Below are 15,295 nucleotides of genomic sequence, written 5' to 3' on the forward strand. Positions count from 1 at the left end.
AGACCTCTGATGTCGGGACTTGGGTGTAAAAAATACGCCGCGCATTGTCGGCATTACGCCCCAAAAAGACAAGGTCTGCGCTGAAGGAGCGCTGGACCTGCCCAGCGCCTCGCGAGTACCATGCGCGCGTGTTCAAACAGGGGCTTACAGCGTAATGAATCGCGACCCTCGGCGCTCAAAAACCGAGTTCAACAAGCTGCACAAGCGATTGCGACGCCAGGTTGGCCAGGCCATCGTGGATTTCGACATGATTCGCGACGGCGAGCGGATTATGGTGTGCCTGTCTGGCGGGAAGGATTCCTACGCTATGTTGGATGTCCTGCAGTCCTTACAGCGCAGCGCCCCCGTGAGTTTTGAACTCATTGTTGTGCATATGGACCAGAAGCAGCCAGGCTACCCGCCGGAGATTCTTCCGGCATATCTCGACAAACAGAACGTCGAATATCACATCCTCGAAAAAGACACCTACAGCGTCGTCAAATCAGTTATTCCTGAGGGCAAGACGACCTGCGGTTTGTGCTCTCGCCTGAGGCGCGGCACGCTCTATGGCTTTGCCGAAGAAATTGGCGCAACGCGGATAGCCCTGGGACATCACCGGGACGATATTGTGGAAACGCTGTTTTTGAATATGTTTTTTGGCGGGAGTCTCAAGGCGATGCCGCCCAAGCTGTTGTCCGATGACGGCAAAAACGTGGTAATTCGGCCCATGGCCTACTGTAAAGAGGCGGACCTTGAGCGTTACGCTCAGGCAATGGAGTTTCCGATCATTCCCTGCAACTTGTGCGGGTCGCAAGACAATCTCCAGCGCCAGGCCATCAAAAAAATGCTGGTGGATTGGGAAAAGCAGTATCCCGGTCGAACGGAGACCATCTTTAAGGCCATAGGTAATATCTCTCCGTCACAGTTGGCAGACCGGGATCTCTTTGATTTTTTCAGTTTGAATGCTGCGGAGCCGGTTGCAGCGGCACAATTTTCGCGGATCAACGCGGTTAATCTTTAGCGCATGAGCGGCTCATCTATTCTCGAAGCGATTGATCTTGGGATCGAACGCGGAGGCAGGCAGCTATTTTCTGGTTTTTCTTTCAGTCTTAGTCCCGGCGACATAGTGCATCTGCGCGGTGAGAACGGTGCAGGAAAGACAACCTTGCTGCGTATGTTGGCGGGATTGTCCCGTTACGGTTTTGACGGTGTTGTGCACAGACACAGTGCCTGTTTGTTCTTGGGACACCAAAGCGCCGTGAAGGGGCTGTTAAGTCCCCGGGAAAACCTGCACTGGCATCCGTCGGGGGAAAGCTTTTCGGAAGATCAAGCCATAGATGAAGCACTGGCCCAGGTCGGCTTGTACGGCTATGAAGATGTTCCCGCGGCACAGTTGTCAGCAGGGCAACAGCGGCGCGTGGACCTGGCACGTCTGTATTTGAGCCAAAAACCCTTGTGGCTGCTCGATGAGCCATTCACCGCCATCGACACCAAGGGCATGGCGCGCTTGCAACAGCGTTTCGTAGAGCACGCTGCCGCCGGTGGGGCGGTGCTACTGAGCTCTCACCAGGCGCTGGATCCCTCAGTAAACGCCCAACTGCTTGACCTGCCAACAGGCAGACGCTCGTGAGCTCGGGTATGGCATCGACTGTGTATCTGGCAATGTTGCGACGCCAGTTAACGCTGGCCCTGCGTCGGCCCGTACAATTGCTCAATCCGGCGCTTTTTTTCGCGATCGTTATCGTGCTGTTTCCCCTGGGGCTGGGACCGGCACCGGATACTTTGTCCATGTTTGCCGGGGGCATCTTGTGGATCGTCGCGCTATTGGCAAACATGTTAGGTGCCGAAACGCTGTTTCAAAGCGATTACGACGACGGGTCGCTGGATCAACTGCTCATTGCACAGCAGCCCCTGTACTTTTTGGTGATGCCCTACCTATTGGTGCAGTGGTTGCTAAGCGGGCTGCTCCTGGCTTTTTTGTCCCCTGTGTTTGCTCTGATGTTGGGTCTGCCCCAGCAGGGAGTTGTTGTGCTGATGGCGTCCTTGGCTCTGGGTTCTGGCGTTATGAGCGTGTTAGGGGCGATAGGTGCAGCGCTTACTGTGGGTTTGCGCCGCGGCGGAATGTTGATCGGGCTTCTGGTCACTCCCTTTTACATGCCCGTACTGATTTTTGGGTCGGGAGCGGTGAGCGCAGCTGTGGACGGATTGGCTTTTGCACCTTATCTGGCGGTGCTCGGAGCTATGTTCTCTTTGGCCATCGCCTTGGGTCCTGTGGCGATCGCTGCGGCCCTGAGGATCTCAGCTGATGCCTGATGACTTGCTGATGCCGAGCGTTTTTAGCGCCGGTCGATTGCTTTGTTCCCGCTCTTTGGCCCGAGTATAATTCGCTGATGTGGACGTTCTTTCATAAATTGGGTTCCCCGCCCTGGTTGTACGGTATTGCCGGCACGATTTTGCGCTGGTTGTTGCCGATTGCTTTGATCGCTCTGGGTACCGGGGTGGTGTGGGGACTGCTGTATACCTCTCCTGATTTCCGCCAAGGCAACAGCTATCGGATTATTTACATCCATGTGCCGGCCTCTGTTGTGGCATTAGCGGGTTATTACGTGATGGCTATCGCTGGGGCAGTGAGCCTGATCTGGAAGATGAAGATGGCCGATATCGCGATGCTGGCTGCGGCTCCTGTAGGTGCGGCGCTTACCTTTGTGGCATTGGTGACGGGTTCGATCTGGGGTAAACCAACCTGGGGAACCTGGTGGGTCTGGGATGCCCGTATAACCTCGATGGTGATTCTGCTGTTCCTGTATCTGGGTGTTATGGCGCTTTACGAGGCTTATGATAATAAAGTGGCAGCCGCCCGCGCCTGCGCGATTCTGGCTTTGGTGGGTACCGTTAACATCCCCATCATCTACAAGTCGGTAGATTGGTGGTACAGCCTTCACCAGCCTGCGTCGATAAAGTTCAGCGGTGAAAGCACTATCGATCCGAGTATGCTTTACCCATTGCTGCTGTGCATCGTGGCGTTTTATCTGATGTTTACCTGTGCCTTGCTTGCCAATATGCGCGTGGAAATTTTGCACCGCGAACGCAGAACCGGCTGGGTGCGTCGATTGGTAGGAGGAGTGGCCTGATGTACTTTGATAGTGTTGCCGCGGCCCTTACTATGGACGGGCATGGGCCTTATGTCTGGTCCGCTTACGCCATCACGCTCGCAGTGATGAGTCTTCTGATTTTGTCACCTTTGATTCGCAAGCGGCGTTTACTGCGCGAGCTGCGCGGGGAACACCGCCGCAATCGCCAGTCTGAAACTCGCTCCAGCGTGGAGTTGTCCTGAACTAATGCATCCTGTCCGCAAACAACGCCTTTGGGTGGTCTTAAGTATTGTGCTTTTCTCGTCGGTGGCAATCGGTCTGGCCGCCTACGCTTTGCGGGGCAATATCAATCTGTTTTATCCGCCCGTAGACGTGGCAGCCGGCAAGGCGCCGTTGGCGACGCCGATTCGTGTGGGAGGCATGGTTGTTGAAGGTAGTGTCACGCGTTCTGACACCAACTTGGAGACACGCTTTACCGTCACGGATTATCAGGCGAACGTTGAGATTGTTTACGAAGGCATTCTTCCTGATTTATTCGCCGAGGGAGAAGGCGTTGTCGCTTCCGGTCGTCTTGATGCAAACGGGGTGCTACAGGCAGACGAGGTGCTGGCGAAGCACGACGAAAACTACATGCCACCTGAAGTAGCCGAAGCGTTGAAAAACAGCGCAACCGCTGGAGTCAACCCATGATCCCCGAGATCGGTCACTTTGCTCTGGTTATAGCGCTGGTAATGGCAGTGGCTTTGACTGTGGTTCCTTTGTGGGGAAGCTGGCGCGGTAACTATGCGGCCATGCGACTTGCGCCCACACTTGCGGCGGCGGTCACGGTGTTTTGCCTGATCAGTTTCGTGTGTCTGGCTATCGCCTTTTTACAGGACGATTTTTCGGTAAAGGTTGTGGCATCCAACAGCAATAGTCTTCTGCCGTCGATATATAAGTTCTCTGCGGTGTGGGGAAACCACGAGGGATCGCTTTTGCTATGGGTGCTCATACTGTCATTCTGGTTGGCGGCGGTAGCAACCTTTAGCCGGGGTCTCCCTACGGTCATGCTCGCTCGGGTGCTGTCGGTGATGGGGTTCATCGGCGTGGGCTTCATGTCATTCTCTTTGTTTACTTCCAACCCCTTTGAGCGTCTGTTACCCGGTGTTCCCGCAGACGGTAACGACCTTAATCCTCTACTGCAGGATCCAGGTCTGATTATTCATCCACCTTTGCTGTATATGGGGTATGTCGGTTTCAGCGTGGCATTTTCCTTTGCCGTGGCAGCGCTCATGGGTGGGCGACTTGATGCAGCCTGGGCGCGCTGGTCACGACCCTGGACCAATGTTGCCTGGGCGTTCCTCACCCTGGGGATCATGCTGGGTAGCTGGTGGGCTTACTACGAGCTTGGCTGGGGCGGCTGGTGGTTCTGGGACCCCGTAGAAAACGCATCGTTCATGCCCTGGCTTGCGGGCACTGCCCTGATCCATTCCTTGGCGGCCACTGAGAAGCGCGGCCTCTTCAAAAGCTGGACCGTATTGCTGGCAATATTTGCGTTCTCTTTGAGCCTGCTGGGGACGTTCCTGGTGCGCTCGGGTGTATTGACGTCGGTGCATGCTTTTGCGGCGGACCCCGAGCGTGGTCTGTTTATCCTGGTGTTTTTGGCAATGGTGGTAGGCGGTTCACTGACGCTTTACGCCCTGCGTGCTCCTTCGGTGCGCAGCCGTATCGGTTTTGGCACGGTGTCTCGGGAATCATTGCTGCTTGTTAACAACGTGGTATTCCTGGTTGCCACGCTTACTGTGCTCTTTGGTACTTTGTTTCCTCTACTTATGGATGCATTGGGGCAGGGCAAGTACTCCGTGGGTGCGCCGTATTTCAACGCAGTGTTTGTACCTCTTATGGCTTGTCTCGTGCCGTTTATGGGCATAGGGCCTATATCCAAGTGGCGAGATGACAGCGTTTATCGCTGGCGCAGCCGCATGGCGGTGCCAGCGCTTGTGGTGCTTGCCTGTGGCGTAAGTTTTCCGTTTTTGAGCGACCAGGCCTTTAATATCTGGGTGGCGCTTGCTGTGGTGCTCGCAGGCTGGCTTGTCGCGGGACTGGTGCAGGACTTTCGCGATCGCACCAGCAATAGTCCGAGTCTGATGCGCAGTATTCGTCGTCAAACTCCCAGCTATTGGGGCATGGTTATGGCCCATTGCGGTTTTGCCCTGGCGATCATAGGTGTGGTTGCCACGTCGCAATACAATATCGAGCGGGACCTGCGCATGGCTCCTGGTGAAAGCCAGACGCTGGCGGGCTATCGCTTCGAGTTTATTGAAACAGTCCGCCTCCGTGGAGCGAATTATCTTGCTGATGGCGCACGCTTTGAGGTGTACCAGGGCGACAAGTTGGTCAGCACCATGCTGGCAGAGAAACGACGCTATCTGGCTTCAGGTTCAGTGATGACCGAAGCAGCAATCGACGGCGGCTTGTTTCGTGATTTGTACGTGGCCATGGGTGAGCCTGTGGGCGACGCTGGAGCTTGGGCGATTCGCCTGCATTACAAGCCTATGGTGCGCTGGATGTGGTTGGGCGCGATATTTATGGGAGCTGGCGGCTTACTTACCGTGACCGATCGTCGCTATCGTCGACAGCCAAGCCGCAGCGCCCTGCAGGCCGGGGGTGCCGATGTCGTCCAGGCTTAAGCTTTTTGTCCCGCTGGGTTTATTTGTACTGCTTGCGGTGTTGCTCTTTCGTGGTCTATCCCTGGATCCTCAGGAGCTACCCTCGGCGCTTATCGACAAACCCTTGCCCGGATTTAAGTTGCCGGCTTTGCAAACTCAGGAAATGTTAAGTGATGCGGATCTGGTGGGTAAGCCCGCGCTGTTGAATGTGTGGGCTACCTGGTGCATTTCCTGTCGAGTGGAGCATCCCTATCTGCAGCGTCTGGCCGACGAAGGCGTGCTCATTTACGGGCTTAACTACAAGGATGATTCCGTTGCTGCGCGCAGCTGGTTGGATAGCCTGGGCGATCCCTACCGTGCGAGTGTCGTCGATGCAGACGGTACCCTGGGGCTTGATCTGGGGGTTTACGGTGCGCCGGAGACCTACTTCATTGATGCCAATGGCGTTATTCGCTATCGCCACGTAGGCGTAATTGATGAGCGTATCTGGACTGGGCGCCTGAAAGCGGTGTACGACGCGCTCGCAGCAGCGACAGATTCCTGATGTTCTCAATCTTATTAAAAGCGCGTGTTAAACGTCTCGCTGTGTTTCTGGGTCTTGTCTGGAGCCTGTCGGCAGTAGCGGTAATCGAGACCTATGAGTTTTCGACACCGGAGCTTGAAGAGCGTTACCGGGCACTGAGTCAGGAACTGCGCTGCCCGAAATGTCAAAACCAGAATATTGCCGATTCCAATGCGCCAATATCGCAAGACCTGCGGGCTTTGTTGTTTGAAAAACTAGAGAAGGGCGCCAGTGATGAAGTCATTCTTGAGGATATGGTAGCTCGCTATGGCGAGTTCGTTCGCTACCGACCGGACACCCGCGGTGCGGCGCTGTGGCTGTGGCTGGCGCCGGCGCTCATGCTCGGCGCCGGTATTGTGCTGTTGATTGTGCTTCTAAGGCGCACCGCAGGCGCTTCCACAGCCGGAGAGCTTGAGCTTACGTCGGAGGAGCGTGCTCGCCTGGATCGGCTTATCAACGATAAGGCCTCAAAATCATGATCGGTTTTTTAATCGGGGTAGCCGCCTTATGTCTGCTGGCGGCGGGCCTGTTGCTGGCCCGCAAGCCCGGCGCGCCACGAGCGGCCGATGCCAGTGACCCCAATCTGGGCTGGTATACCCAGCGTCAGGCCGAGCTCGAAGGCCAGGATGCTCAGCTTTTGGATGATGCTCGTCTGCGCCTTCTCGAGGATTCAAACAACGAGCCTGCGGGACCGATCGCTTCGCCGGTTGCTGGCCGCGGCCTTGGCCTGGTCTTACTGGTGCTCGTGTTGTTGGTATCTGCGGGGCTCTATCTGCAGACGGGGTCGATTGAGGATGTACTCATTTATGAAGAGTTGGCGCAGTTAACGCCAGAAGATAGTGAGGCGACCCGGACCGCGCTATTAGACCGCATTGCGGCTCGAAGTCGTGTCAAAGAAGATAACTTGCAGTACCTGGGTTTGCTTGGGCAGTTGTATATGGCCGGGGAAGACTACGCGTCGGCAAGCCGGAGCTTTGGGCGCCTGGCCGAGAAAGCACCGGAAGATCCACAGGCGTTGGCGATGGCCGCGCAGGCAAGGTTTTTGGCTGCCGACCGGCAACTCGATGAACAAGCACAGTTACTGGCCGAGCGGGCACTGGCCGTTGACCCGACTCAGCGTACCGCTCTCGGACTGTTGGGCATGGCCTCCTTTGAAAACGGCGCCTATAGCGCGGCTGTTAATTATTGGGGGCGGCTTCAGGAGCAGGAGGCTCCCGGGTCTCCGGGATACGATATGCTCGAGCAGGTGATCGCGGTTGCCATGGAGCGCGGTGGACTGAGTTCTGAACTCGCTGCGGCGCCACAAGTGGACGATGACGTAAGGGGGATTTCCGTATCGCTGGCCCTACCAGAGGGCCATCAGGTGGATCCCGAGGCAGTGGTGTTTGTGTTTGCTCGCAGAGCCGAGGCGCAGGGCGGTATGCCCATCGCGGTGCGGCGCTTACAGGCGGCGCAGCTGCCGCTCACCCTGAGGTTGAGCGATGGAGACTCCATGGCCGGTCAGCTCCTCAGTGAAGCAGGGGCCGTGCTGGTGTCCGCCCAGCTTTCAGCTAATGGTCAGCCAGGGGCAGCAAACGCGTCCCTAAGTGGTGTGGGAGGTCCCGTTTCTGCGGGCGGCAGCGAGGTTGCCGTGCAAATACAGCTTCAGGGACGAGATCAACGCGGTTAAGCCGAATGTTGGTCGGGCATAGTGTTATTGGCACAAAGCAGATACACTATATCTTGTGGTCAATATCTGGGCGCCACACAAAAATAATAAAAATTCTCCATAGAAAACAAGAATTTATGAAGGATAGTTAAAGCTAGATGCGTCTAAAGTCGATTAAGCTGGCAGGCTTCAAGTCCTTCGTGGATCCCACTGCTGTGCACTTTCCCACCAATATGAGCGCCGTTGTCGGGCCCAATGGTTGCGGTAAATCCAATATTATTGACGCTGTGCGTTGGGTCATGGGTGAGAGCTCTGCCAAGAACCTGCGCGGCGAATCCATGGCTGATGTCATTTTTAATGGCTCGGGCAACCGCCAGCCTGTGGGCCAGGCGTCTATTGAGCTGGTTTTCGATAACAGTGACGGTGGTGTTGGTGGCGAGTACGCCAGTTATGCAGAGATCGGCATCCGTCGGCAGGTCACCCGTGATGGTCAGTCTGAGTATTTCTTAAACGGCACGAAGTGTCGGCGACGCGATATCACTGACATCTTTTTGGGAACCGGCTTAGGTCCTCGGAGCTACGCGATTATCGAGCAGGGCATGATTTCCCGGCTTATCGAATCCAAACCCGAAGAGCTTCGCATTTTTATCGAGGAAGCGGCGGGCATTTCCAAGTACAAAGAGCGTCGACGGGAGACCGAATCCCGGATGCGTCGAACACTGGAAAACCTTGAGCGTTTGACGGACCTGCGTGATGAGCTGGAGCGTCAGCTGCAACACCTGCAGCGCCAGTCCCAGGCGGCAGAAAAGTACAAAAATCTCAAAGCTGAAGAGCGAGCCCTGCGCCAACAACTGATGGCAGCACAGTTGCGAGAGTTGCAGTCAAAGCTCGCCGCTGCAGCGCATGAGGTGGGAGAGCACGAGGTCCGCCTGGAGTCGGTTTATGCCGATCAACAGCGAGTGGACACCTCCCTTGAGCAGCATCGGGTGACCCACAGTGAGCGCAACGATGAGCTGGTCGAGGTTCAGGGTCGCTTTTACGCTATTGGTTCTGAGGTCAGCCGCATCGAACAGGAGATCCGCTATCAGGGCGAGAAGGCTCAGCAGATTAATGACGACCTTCGCAGCACCGAGGTAGGGCTTGCACAGGCTAATCAGCACCTGGAAGAAGATGGTGACCGATTATCTGGGTGGGAAGAGGAGCTCGCATCTCTTGGGCCAGCTCTGGAGTCACAGCGGGCTGCTGCGGCAAGCGCCAGCGCCGCATTGGCGGACGCAGAGACAAAAATGCAGTCGTGGCAAACAGATTGGGATGAGTTCAACCAAAAGGCTGCTGTCCCGCGCCAGCAAACTGAAGTACAGCAGTCGCGCATTCAGCATCTGGAACACTCCCTGGCACGCCTGCAAAAGCGTTTGGAGCAGCTGGGCCACGAGCGCGAGTCACAGAACGATGACGAAGCGATGGAAGCTTTGGCCTCACTGCGGGAGGAGCTGGAACTGGCTAACGATGCCAGTGAAGTCCTGTCCGAAAAGCTCCAAAGTCTTGAAGGTGATGTTACCCGTTTGCGTCTTGAGCGTAGAGAGCGACAGGAAAAGCTCAACGATATGCGCTCAAAGCTGCAAATTCAGCGAGGCCGGGAGGCGTCACTTGATGCCTTGCAGCAGGCGGCAAAGGAGCGTGCAGAAGGCGGAAAAGTGGGTGATTGGCTTCGCCAGCGCGGACTGTCACAAAACCCCCGCTTATTGGATGAGCTTCAAGTCGAGGCCCGCTGGCAGAGCGCGGTAGAAGTTGTACTGGGCGGAGCTTTGCAGGGTGTATGCGTTGATAGCGTGGATACGCTTGATGAGGCGCTGGGCGAACTGGCCAGCGGCGATCTCACCCTGTTTGAGACCGGCGCAGAGGGTTCTCATGCCGAGGACTCTCTCGCGCGCAAGCTGCAGGGCGAGAGTCCCGCGCAATCGTTGTTAGCCGCAGTGCGCTGTGCCGAGAATAGTGCGGATGCCCGAGCTAAGCGGTCAAGCCTGGCGCCTGGAGAGTCATTGATTACGCCTGAGGGGCTTTGGTTCGGCCGAAATTGGCTGCGAACGCTCAATGGCGGCGAAACTGAGTCAGGTCTTATTGGGCGGCAGCAGGAGTTGGAGGCCTTAGGCCAGGAGATTGCGCAGCTTACGGATGCTGAGGCCGAAGCCAAGAATGCCTTGGCTGACAGCGATGAGCGACTTGCCACGGCGGAGCAGCAGTTAAAAGCGTCGCGCGCTGAAGCCGATTCGGCGGCGGTTAAGCGATCGGATGTCTTGTCTCAGGTGCGGGCTGAAGAAGCCAAGCAGGAGCAGGTGCTTGCGCGACGTGAGCGCTTGGACCACGAAGTCAAAGAGTTGCGTTCCCAGTTTGAGCAAGAGCAATCAGCAATCGGTGAAGCGCGTAGCAAGCTCGCCGCAGCCATTGAATCCATGGATGGCGATACCGCCGACAGAGAGGCGCGGTTGTCTCTTCGTGATGGTCTTCGCAGCGCTTTGGATTCGGCAAGAAGTCAGGCACATCAAAGCCGCGATTCTGCACATCAGGCGGCTCTTCGACATCAGTCTTTGGTGACTCAGAGCGAGACGATCCGCTCTGCTCTGGTGAGAAGTCGCGAGCAGGTTGAACGCCTTGGTGAGCGCCTGGAGATTTTGCAAAGTTCTCGCCTGGAGAACGATGAACCACTGGAAGGATTGAAGTTGGACCTGGAGTCGCAACTCGCTTTGCGGCTGGAGTCCGAGACCCACCTGACGGCCGCCCGACAGGCCCTGGCTGACATCGAGCACACCTTACGTGAAGCAGAGCAGGAGCGAATCCAGATTGAACAGCGCGCTGCGGGCCTGCGAGAGAAGCTCGAATCGCGTCGTTTCGCCGTGCAGGGGCTTGAGCACCAGCAAAACACCATGCAGGGTCAGTTGGAAGAATTGGGAGGCAATCTGGACAGTCTCCTCGAAGCCTTGCCAGAGGAAGTGGATATGTCAGCCTGGCAGGCGGAGCTTGAGCGTTACGCAAACCGTATCGCGCGATTGGGCCCGATCAATCTTGCAGCCGTTGAGGAGTATCAGCAGCAGTCAGAGCGCAAGCGATACCTTGATGCCCAGAACGAAGACCTGGAATCAGCCTTGGATACTCTCGAGGCAGCGATTCGAAAAATTGACAAAGAGACCCGCAATCGTTTCAAAGACACCTTTGATCAGGTGAACGCTGGCCTGCAGGAACTCTTCCCGCGGGTGTTCGGCGGCGGTGCGGCAAGCCTGGAGATGACGGGCGATGACTTGCTGGATACCGGTGTGTCAATTCTGGCCCAGCCTCCAGGCAAGAAGAACAGCACCATTCATTTGTTGTCCGGTGGCGAGAAGGCTCTCACGGCGATCGCATTGGTGTTCTCAATTTTCCAGCTTAATCCTGCGCCGTTTTGTATGCTCGACGAGGTCGATGCGCCATTGGATGATGCCAACGTTGGGCGGTACGCGCGGATGGTTAAAGAAATGTCAGAGAAGGTGCAGTTTGTGTTCATTACCCACAATAAGATCACTATGGAAATGGCCGATCAGCTCATGGGTGTGACAATGCATGAGCCTGGCGTTTCCCGTCTGGTGACCGTCGATGTAGAAGAAGCCGCAGAACTGGCAGCGAGCTGATAGTGCGTCGCGGTCATGGGACATCTTGTTCGCTGTTGTCTGGGGAGGAGTATAAAAGCCCGTGCCTGAACTGACTTTACGCGATGGAATGGTGCTCGTCGGGAGTCTTTTGATTCTCGCAGTGATGATCGATGCCTGGCGCAGGATGCGCAGTCAGCAGAGGGAGCGGCTGCGCGTCAAACTGGCGCCAGAGCTGCCTCCGGATGTGCCGGCCGAGGATCTTACTGTTTTTCGTGAGCTGCCTAATGGCGGCGCGCGCATAGTTAGTCGCGAAGATCTGCTGGGTAGCGATGGACTGGGTCCCTCCAGCGATAAGCCCCGGATTTTAGCCGATGAAGAGCTGGCGGACGCATTGGAAGGTGGATCCCTGGAAGGAGCATCCGGGAAGGCGACCCGTGCAGCCCCTGAGAAAGACCCAAGTACTGCGCCGCCACAGGCGCACTCGGAGTCTGTGTCTTTTGAGGGTATGCGTGCCGATAGCAATGAGCCTACGAATCTCGACTGGCTCGACGACATCCCGGAGCCGGACGTCCCTCGCGAGCTCAGCGATGACGAAGCCCAGAGCGCTGTCCAGACTGAAGTTATTATTCTTCACGTGATGTCCCGCAACTCCGAAGGCTTTGCTGGTAAAGACATTCTGGAGATTCTGCTGGCCTGCGATCTGCGTTTTGGTGACATGAACTTTTTTCATCGTCACGAGCAGCAGGCAGGTCGTGGTCCCATTCAGTTCAGCGTCGCAAATATGCTCCAGCCGGGCGTTTTTGATATCGATAATATGGACGGAATGTTCACCAGGGGGCTGGTGTTTTTTGTGACACTCCCCGGTCCCGAAGACATGATCCAGGCCTTTGATTACATGCTGGAGACCGCTCGCGTGGTCGCCCGAAATCTTGGCGGAGACCTGCTGGATGAGTCCCGAAGTGTATTGACGCAGCAAGCGGTAGAGCACTCCCGGCAGCAAATTCGTGAGCTTGAACGTCGACTACTTGCCCAGCGGGGCTAGGAATAGACATGTCTCAGCCCGACGATGTCCAAGCCAAGGTTGAGGCTCTGCGTGCTCAGCTTGAGCGCTGGAGCCATCAGTACTACGTTCTGGATGATCCTAAGGTCCCTGATCAGGACTACGACAAAGCGCTCCGAGAGTTGCAGGAGCTCGAAGCCCAATATCCTGAGCTCAAGGATCCTTCTTCTCCGACACAACGTGTGGGCGCGGCTCCTCTTGGTGCCTTTGAAAGCGTGGCGCATCCGATGCCAATGCTGTCATTGGACAATGCGTTTAGCGACGAGGAGCTTAGTGCTTTTTTACAACGTGTTGTTGACCGACTGGATGTAGAGACGCTCCCGGAGTTAGTAGCGGAGCCCAAGCTTGACGGGATCGCGGTGAGTTTGATCTACCGTCAAGGGGTTCTTGCGCGAGCTGCCACCCGCGGGGATGGTACCCACGGAGAAGACATCACCCTTAACGTGCGCACTATTGGTTCAGTTCCCTTGAAACTTCGGGGAGATAAGTGGCCCGAGCTGGTGGAAATTCGCGGTGAAATATTCATGCCTCGAGCGGGGTTTGAGGCTTTCAATGAGCAAGCACGGCGTGATGGCGAGAAACCCTTTGTAAATCCACGGAATGCGGCTGCTGGCTCTTTGCGTCAGCTGGATTCTCGAATTACGGCGCGGAGACCTTTGGCGTTCTGTGCCTATGCATCGGGTCAGCATCCCGAGGATGATTGGCCCAAATCCCACTGGGATGTGCTGCAACTCTTTTGTTCCTGGGGGGTTCCCATCAGTCGTTACGCAGAACGGCTGTCCAGTTTGGAAGACTGCGTTGATTACTACCAACGTCTGGGTGAGCAACGCGATAGCTTGAGTTTTGATATCGACGGGATCGTGTACAAAGTAAATGACTTTGAGGCGCAGCGTAAGCTGGGTTTCGTTGCGCGTGCGCCGCGCTGGTCTATTGCCAGAAAGTTTCCTGCTCAGGAGGCGGTTACCAGGGTGACAGGGGTAGAGTTTCAGGTGGGGCGAACGGGTGCAATTACACCGGTAGCCAGACTTGAGCCGGTGTTTGTCGGCGGCGTTACCGTAAGTAATGCGACTTTGCACAACATGGATGAAATAGGGCGTTTGGAGCTCCATCACGGCGATACCGTGGTAGTGCGGCGGGCGGGTGATGTAATTCCTCAGGTTGTTTCGGTGATTGAGGAGCGACGGTCTGCGGGTGCTACGCGCATCGAGGCGCCAAACGCTTGCCCGGTATGCGCGTCCGGGGTTGAGCGTGTTGCAGGCGAGGCCACGTTGCGCTGTTCCGGCGGCTTGGGGTGTCCGGCACAACTCAAAGCGGCCATACGACATTTTGCAAGTCGTCGAGCGATGGATATCGATGGTCTCGGAGAGAAGCTGATCGAGCAGATGGTGGATGCTGGGCTGGTGCGGGACGTTTCAGACCTGTTCAAGCTGGAGCCTGAGGCGCTTCTTAAGCTTGATCGTGTGGGACAAAAATCCGCAGCGAAGCTGCTGAGGGCGATTGAATCCAGTCGCAAGACCACGCTTCCGCGATTTGTGTTTGCGCTGGGCATTCGTGAGGTTGGTGAAGCTACGGCTCTGGCGCTCGCAAAGCATTTCGGCAGCATCGAGGCCATAGCGTCTGCGGACCTCGATAGTCTCTTGGAAGTGCCGGACGTAGGCCCTGTTGTTGCAGAGCACCTGCTTGCGTTTTTTAGCTCTCATGCCAATCAGCAGGTACTTGAGCGACTTTTGGGCGCAGGCGTGGTGTGGCCGGTAATTGCTACTACAGAGGATGTGTCGGGACCGCTGGAGGGTCAGACCTGGGTCGTAAGCGGAAAACTTGAGAGCCAATCCCGTGAGGAAGCCGAAGAGACGCTTCGAAGTCTTGGGGCGCGCACTGCCAAGTCCGTATCGGCCAAGACCAGTGTTTTGCTAGCTGGCCCCGGTGCTGGGAGCAAACTGACGAAGGCTCAGTCTCTGGGCATCGAAATTATTGACGAGCAGGACTTTCTGGCCCGTGTTGCGGAGGCCTCAGGGTGATCCCCGCGTCTCGACTGTTGCCGCTGTCTGTGGCGTTCTTGATCGCTTTGGCGCTCGGGGGCTGCGCGACTTCACCACCTAAAGACGTGAATAATATTTGCGGAATATTTGATGATAAACGAGGTTGGTACGCAGACGCCCGCGATGCAGAAAAAGCCTGGGGCACTTCGATTCCGGTATTGATGGCTATTGTTCATCAGGAATCGCGGTTCGTTGCCAATGCAAAGCCGCCGCGGAAGAAAATTCTCGGATTCATTCCTGGGCCTCGCCCGTCGGATTCCTATGGCTATAGTCAGGCTCTTGAATCGACCTGGGAGGGCTATCAACGCTCGGCGGGGCGCTACGGCGCCGATCGCGATGACTTTGGCGACGCCCTGGATTTTGTGGGCTGGTATAACCATCAGTCCTATCGTCGCAATGGTATTGCCAAGAACGACGCGTATCGTCTTTATCTGGCCTATCACGAAGGTCATGGAGGTTATGAGCGGGGAACTTATGGATCCAAAGACTGGCTGTTAGCGGTTGCGCGTAAGGTGTCTGATCGCTCTGCGCTGTACGACCGACAGTTGGGAGGCTGCAGAGCTGAGTTAGAGAAGGGTAGAGGCTGGTTTGACTGGTTCTAATACGAACAGTTCTTTGCTCGATCATCCGTGGTCTGTCATCTTTGT

The 15,295-nt window shown here is 56.3% G+C and carries 14 protein-coding genes; all 14 read left to right on the forward strand.

Annotated features, from left to right (window positions below; all coding sequences use genetic code 11):
- Nucleotides 1-154 precede the first annotated feature (154 nt).
- The 14 genes from ttcA to R0135_RS02190 all read left to right on the forward strand — a co-directional run bounded on the left by ttcA (nucleotide 155) and on the right by R0135_RS02190 (nucleotide 15,250).
- Nucleotides 155-1,000, forward strand: coding sequence for a tRNA 2-thiocytidine(32) synthetase TtcA (ttcA, locus tag R0135_RS02125; RefSeq protein WP_407348618.1), 846 nt, complete (start codon nucleotides 155-157; stop codon nucleotides 998-1,000).
- Nucleotides 1,001-1,003: 3 nt separating this feature from the next.
- Nucleotides 1,004-1,609 (forward strand): cytochrome c biogenesis heme-transporting ATPase CcmA, encoded by a 606-nt coding sequence (ccmA, locus tag R0135_RS02130; protein ID WP_407348619.1) that lies wholly within the window; start codon nucleotides 1,004-1,006, stop codon nucleotides 1,607-1,609.
- Nucleotides 1,610-1,617: 8 nt separating this feature from the next.
- Nucleotides 1,618-2,292 carry a heme exporter protein CcmB gene (ccmB, locus tag R0135_RS02135; protein WP_407348620.1) on the forward strand — a complete coding sequence of 225 codons (675 nt, stop codon included), beginning with the start codon at nucleotides 1,618-1,620 and terminating at the stop codon, nucleotides 2,290-2,292.
- A gap of 77 nt (nucleotides 2,293-2,369) precedes the next feature.
- Complete coding sequence (locus R0135_RS02140) at nucleotides 2,370-3,110, forward strand: heme ABC transporter permease (protein ID WP_407348621.1); 741 nt, start codon at nucleotides 2,370-2,372, stop codon at nucleotides 3,108-3,110.
- Nucleotides 3,110-3,313 (forward strand): heme exporter protein CcmD, encoded by a 204-nt coding sequence (gene ccmD, locus R0135_RS02145; RefSeq protein ID WP_407348622.1) that lies wholly within the window; start codon nucleotides 3,110-3,112, stop codon nucleotides 3,311-3,313. Before R0135_RS02140 ends, ccmD begins: the two co-directional genes overlap by 1 nt.
- A gap of 4 nt (nucleotides 3,314-3,317) precedes the next feature.
- Nucleotides 3,318-3,761 carry a cytochrome c maturation protein CcmE gene (gene ccmE / locus R0135_RS02150; RefSeq protein ID WP_407348623.1) on the forward strand — a complete coding sequence of 148 codons (444 nt, stop codon included), beginning with the start codon at nucleotides 3,318-3,320 and terminating at the stop codon, nucleotides 3,759-3,761.
- Nucleotides 3,758-5,740, forward strand: a complete 1,983-nt coding sequence (locus R0135_RS02155) for a heme lyase CcmF/NrfE family subunit (protein WP_407348624.1) — start codon at nucleotides 3,758-3,760, stop codon at nucleotides 5,738-5,740. Before ccmE ends, R0135_RS02155 begins: the two co-directional genes overlap by 4 nt.
- Nucleotides 5,724-6,263 (forward strand): DsbE family thiol:disulfide interchange protein, encoded by a 540-nt coding sequence (locus tag R0135_RS02160; protein ID WP_407348625.1) that lies wholly within the window; start codon nucleotides 5,724-5,726, stop codon nucleotides 6,261-6,263. The genes R0135_RS02155 and R0135_RS02160 overlap by 17 nt, the downstream gene beginning before the upstream one ends.
- On the forward strand, nucleotides 6,263-6,760 hold the full coding sequence (locus tag R0135_RS02165) for a cytochrome c-type biogenesis protein CcmH (RefSeq protein WP_407348626.1): 498 nt from the start codon (nucleotides 6,263-6,265) through the stop codon (nucleotides 6,758-6,760). Before R0135_RS02160 ends, R0135_RS02165 begins: the two co-directional genes overlap by 1 nt.
- A complete protein-coding gene (gene ccmI, locus R0135_RS02170) occupies nucleotides 6,757-7,950 on the forward strand; it encodes a c-type cytochrome biogenesis protein CcmI (RefSeq protein ID WP_407348627.1) in 1,194 nt (397 codons plus the stop codon). Before R0135_RS02165 ends, ccmI begins: the two co-directional genes overlap by 4 nt.
- 137 nt (nucleotides 7,951-8,087) lie before the next feature.
- Nucleotides 8,088-11,588, forward strand: a complete 3,501-nt coding sequence (gene smc, locus R0135_RS02175) for a chromosome segregation protein SMC (protein WP_407348628.1) — start codon at nucleotides 8,088-8,090, stop codon at nucleotides 11,586-11,588.
- Nucleotides 11,589-11,649: 61 nt separating this feature from the next.
- The gene (gene zipA, locus R0135_RS02180) at nucleotides 11,650-12,591 is read left to right on the forward strand and encodes a cell division protein ZipA (RefSeq protein ID WP_407348629.1); all 942 of its coding nucleotides are present in this window, start codon (nucleotides 11,650-11,652) and stop codon (nucleotides 12,589-12,591) included.
- A gap of 8 nt (nucleotides 12,592-12,599) precedes the next feature.
- Nucleotides 12,600-14,627: an NAD-dependent DNA ligase LigA gene (gene ligA / locus R0135_RS02185; protein ID WP_407348630.1), complete on the forward strand. Its 2,028-nt coding sequence runs from the start codon at nucleotides 12,600-12,602 to the stop codon at nucleotides 14,625-14,627.
- A complete protein-coding gene (locus R0135_RS02190; RefSeq protein ID WP_407349862.1) occupies nucleotides 14,627-15,250 on the forward strand; it encodes a transglycosylase SLT domain-containing protein in 624 nt (207 codons plus the stop codon). The genes ligA and R0135_RS02190 overlap by 1 nt, the downstream gene beginning before the upstream one ends.
- The last annotated feature ends 45 nt before the right edge of the window (nucleotides 15,251-15,295 follow it).

Origin of the sequence: Congregibacter variabilis, from assembly GCF_045689235.1 — a bacterium.
Classification (GTDB): Bacteria; Pseudomonadota; Gammaproteobacteria; order Pseudomonadales; family Halieaceae; genus Congregibacter; species Congregibacter variabilis.

Excerpts from the sequence above, each read along its gene's own strand:
- ligA (WP_407348630.1), top strand. The coding sequence starts at position 12,600 with ATGTCTCAGCCCGACGATGTCCAAGCCAAGGTTGAGGCTCTGCGTGCT.
- ccmB (WP_407348620.1), top strand. The coding sequence starts at position 1,618 with ATGGCATCGACTGTGTATCTGGCAATGTTGCGACGCCAGTTAACGCTG.
- ccmE (WP_407348623.1), top strand. The coding sequence starts at position 3,318 with ATGCATCCTGTCCGCAAACAACGCCTTTGGGTGGTCTTAAGTATTGTG.
- smc (WP_407348628.1), top strand. The coding sequence starts at position 8,088 with ATGCGTCTAAAGTCGATTAAGCTGGCAGGCTTCAAGTCCTTCGTGGAT.
- R0135_RS02140 (WP_407348621.1), top strand. The coding sequence starts at position 2,370 with ATGTGGACGTTCTTTCATAAATTGGGTTCCCCGCCCTGGTTGTACGGT.
- ttcA (WP_407348618.1), top strand. The coding sequence starts at position 155 with ATGAATCGCGACCCTCGGCGCTCAAAAACCGAGTTCAACAAGCTGCAC.
- R0135_RS02165 (WP_407348626.1), top strand. The coding sequence starts at position 6,263 with ATGTTCTCAATCTTATTAAAAGCGCGTGTTAAACGTCTCGCTGTGTTT.
- R0135_RS02155 (WP_407348624.1), top strand. The coding sequence starts at position 3,758 with ATGATCCCCGAGATCGGTCACTTTGCTCTGGTTATAGCGCTGGTAATG.
- ccmI (WP_407348627.1), top strand. The coding sequence starts at position 6,757 with ATGATCGGTTTTTTAATCGGGGTAGCCGCCTTATGTCTGCTGGCGGCG.
- R0135_RS02160 (WP_407348625.1), top strand. The coding sequence starts at position 5,724 with ATGTCGTCCAGGCTTAAGCTTTTTGTCCCGCTGGGTTTATTTGTACTG.
- ccmA (WP_407348619.1), top strand. The coding sequence starts at position 1,004 with ATGAGCGGCTCATCTATTCTCGAAGCGATTGATCTTGGGATCGAACGC.
- ccmD (WP_407348622.1), top strand. The coding sequence starts at position 3,110 with ATGTACTTTGATAGTGTTGCCGCGGCCCTTACTATGGACGGGCATGGG.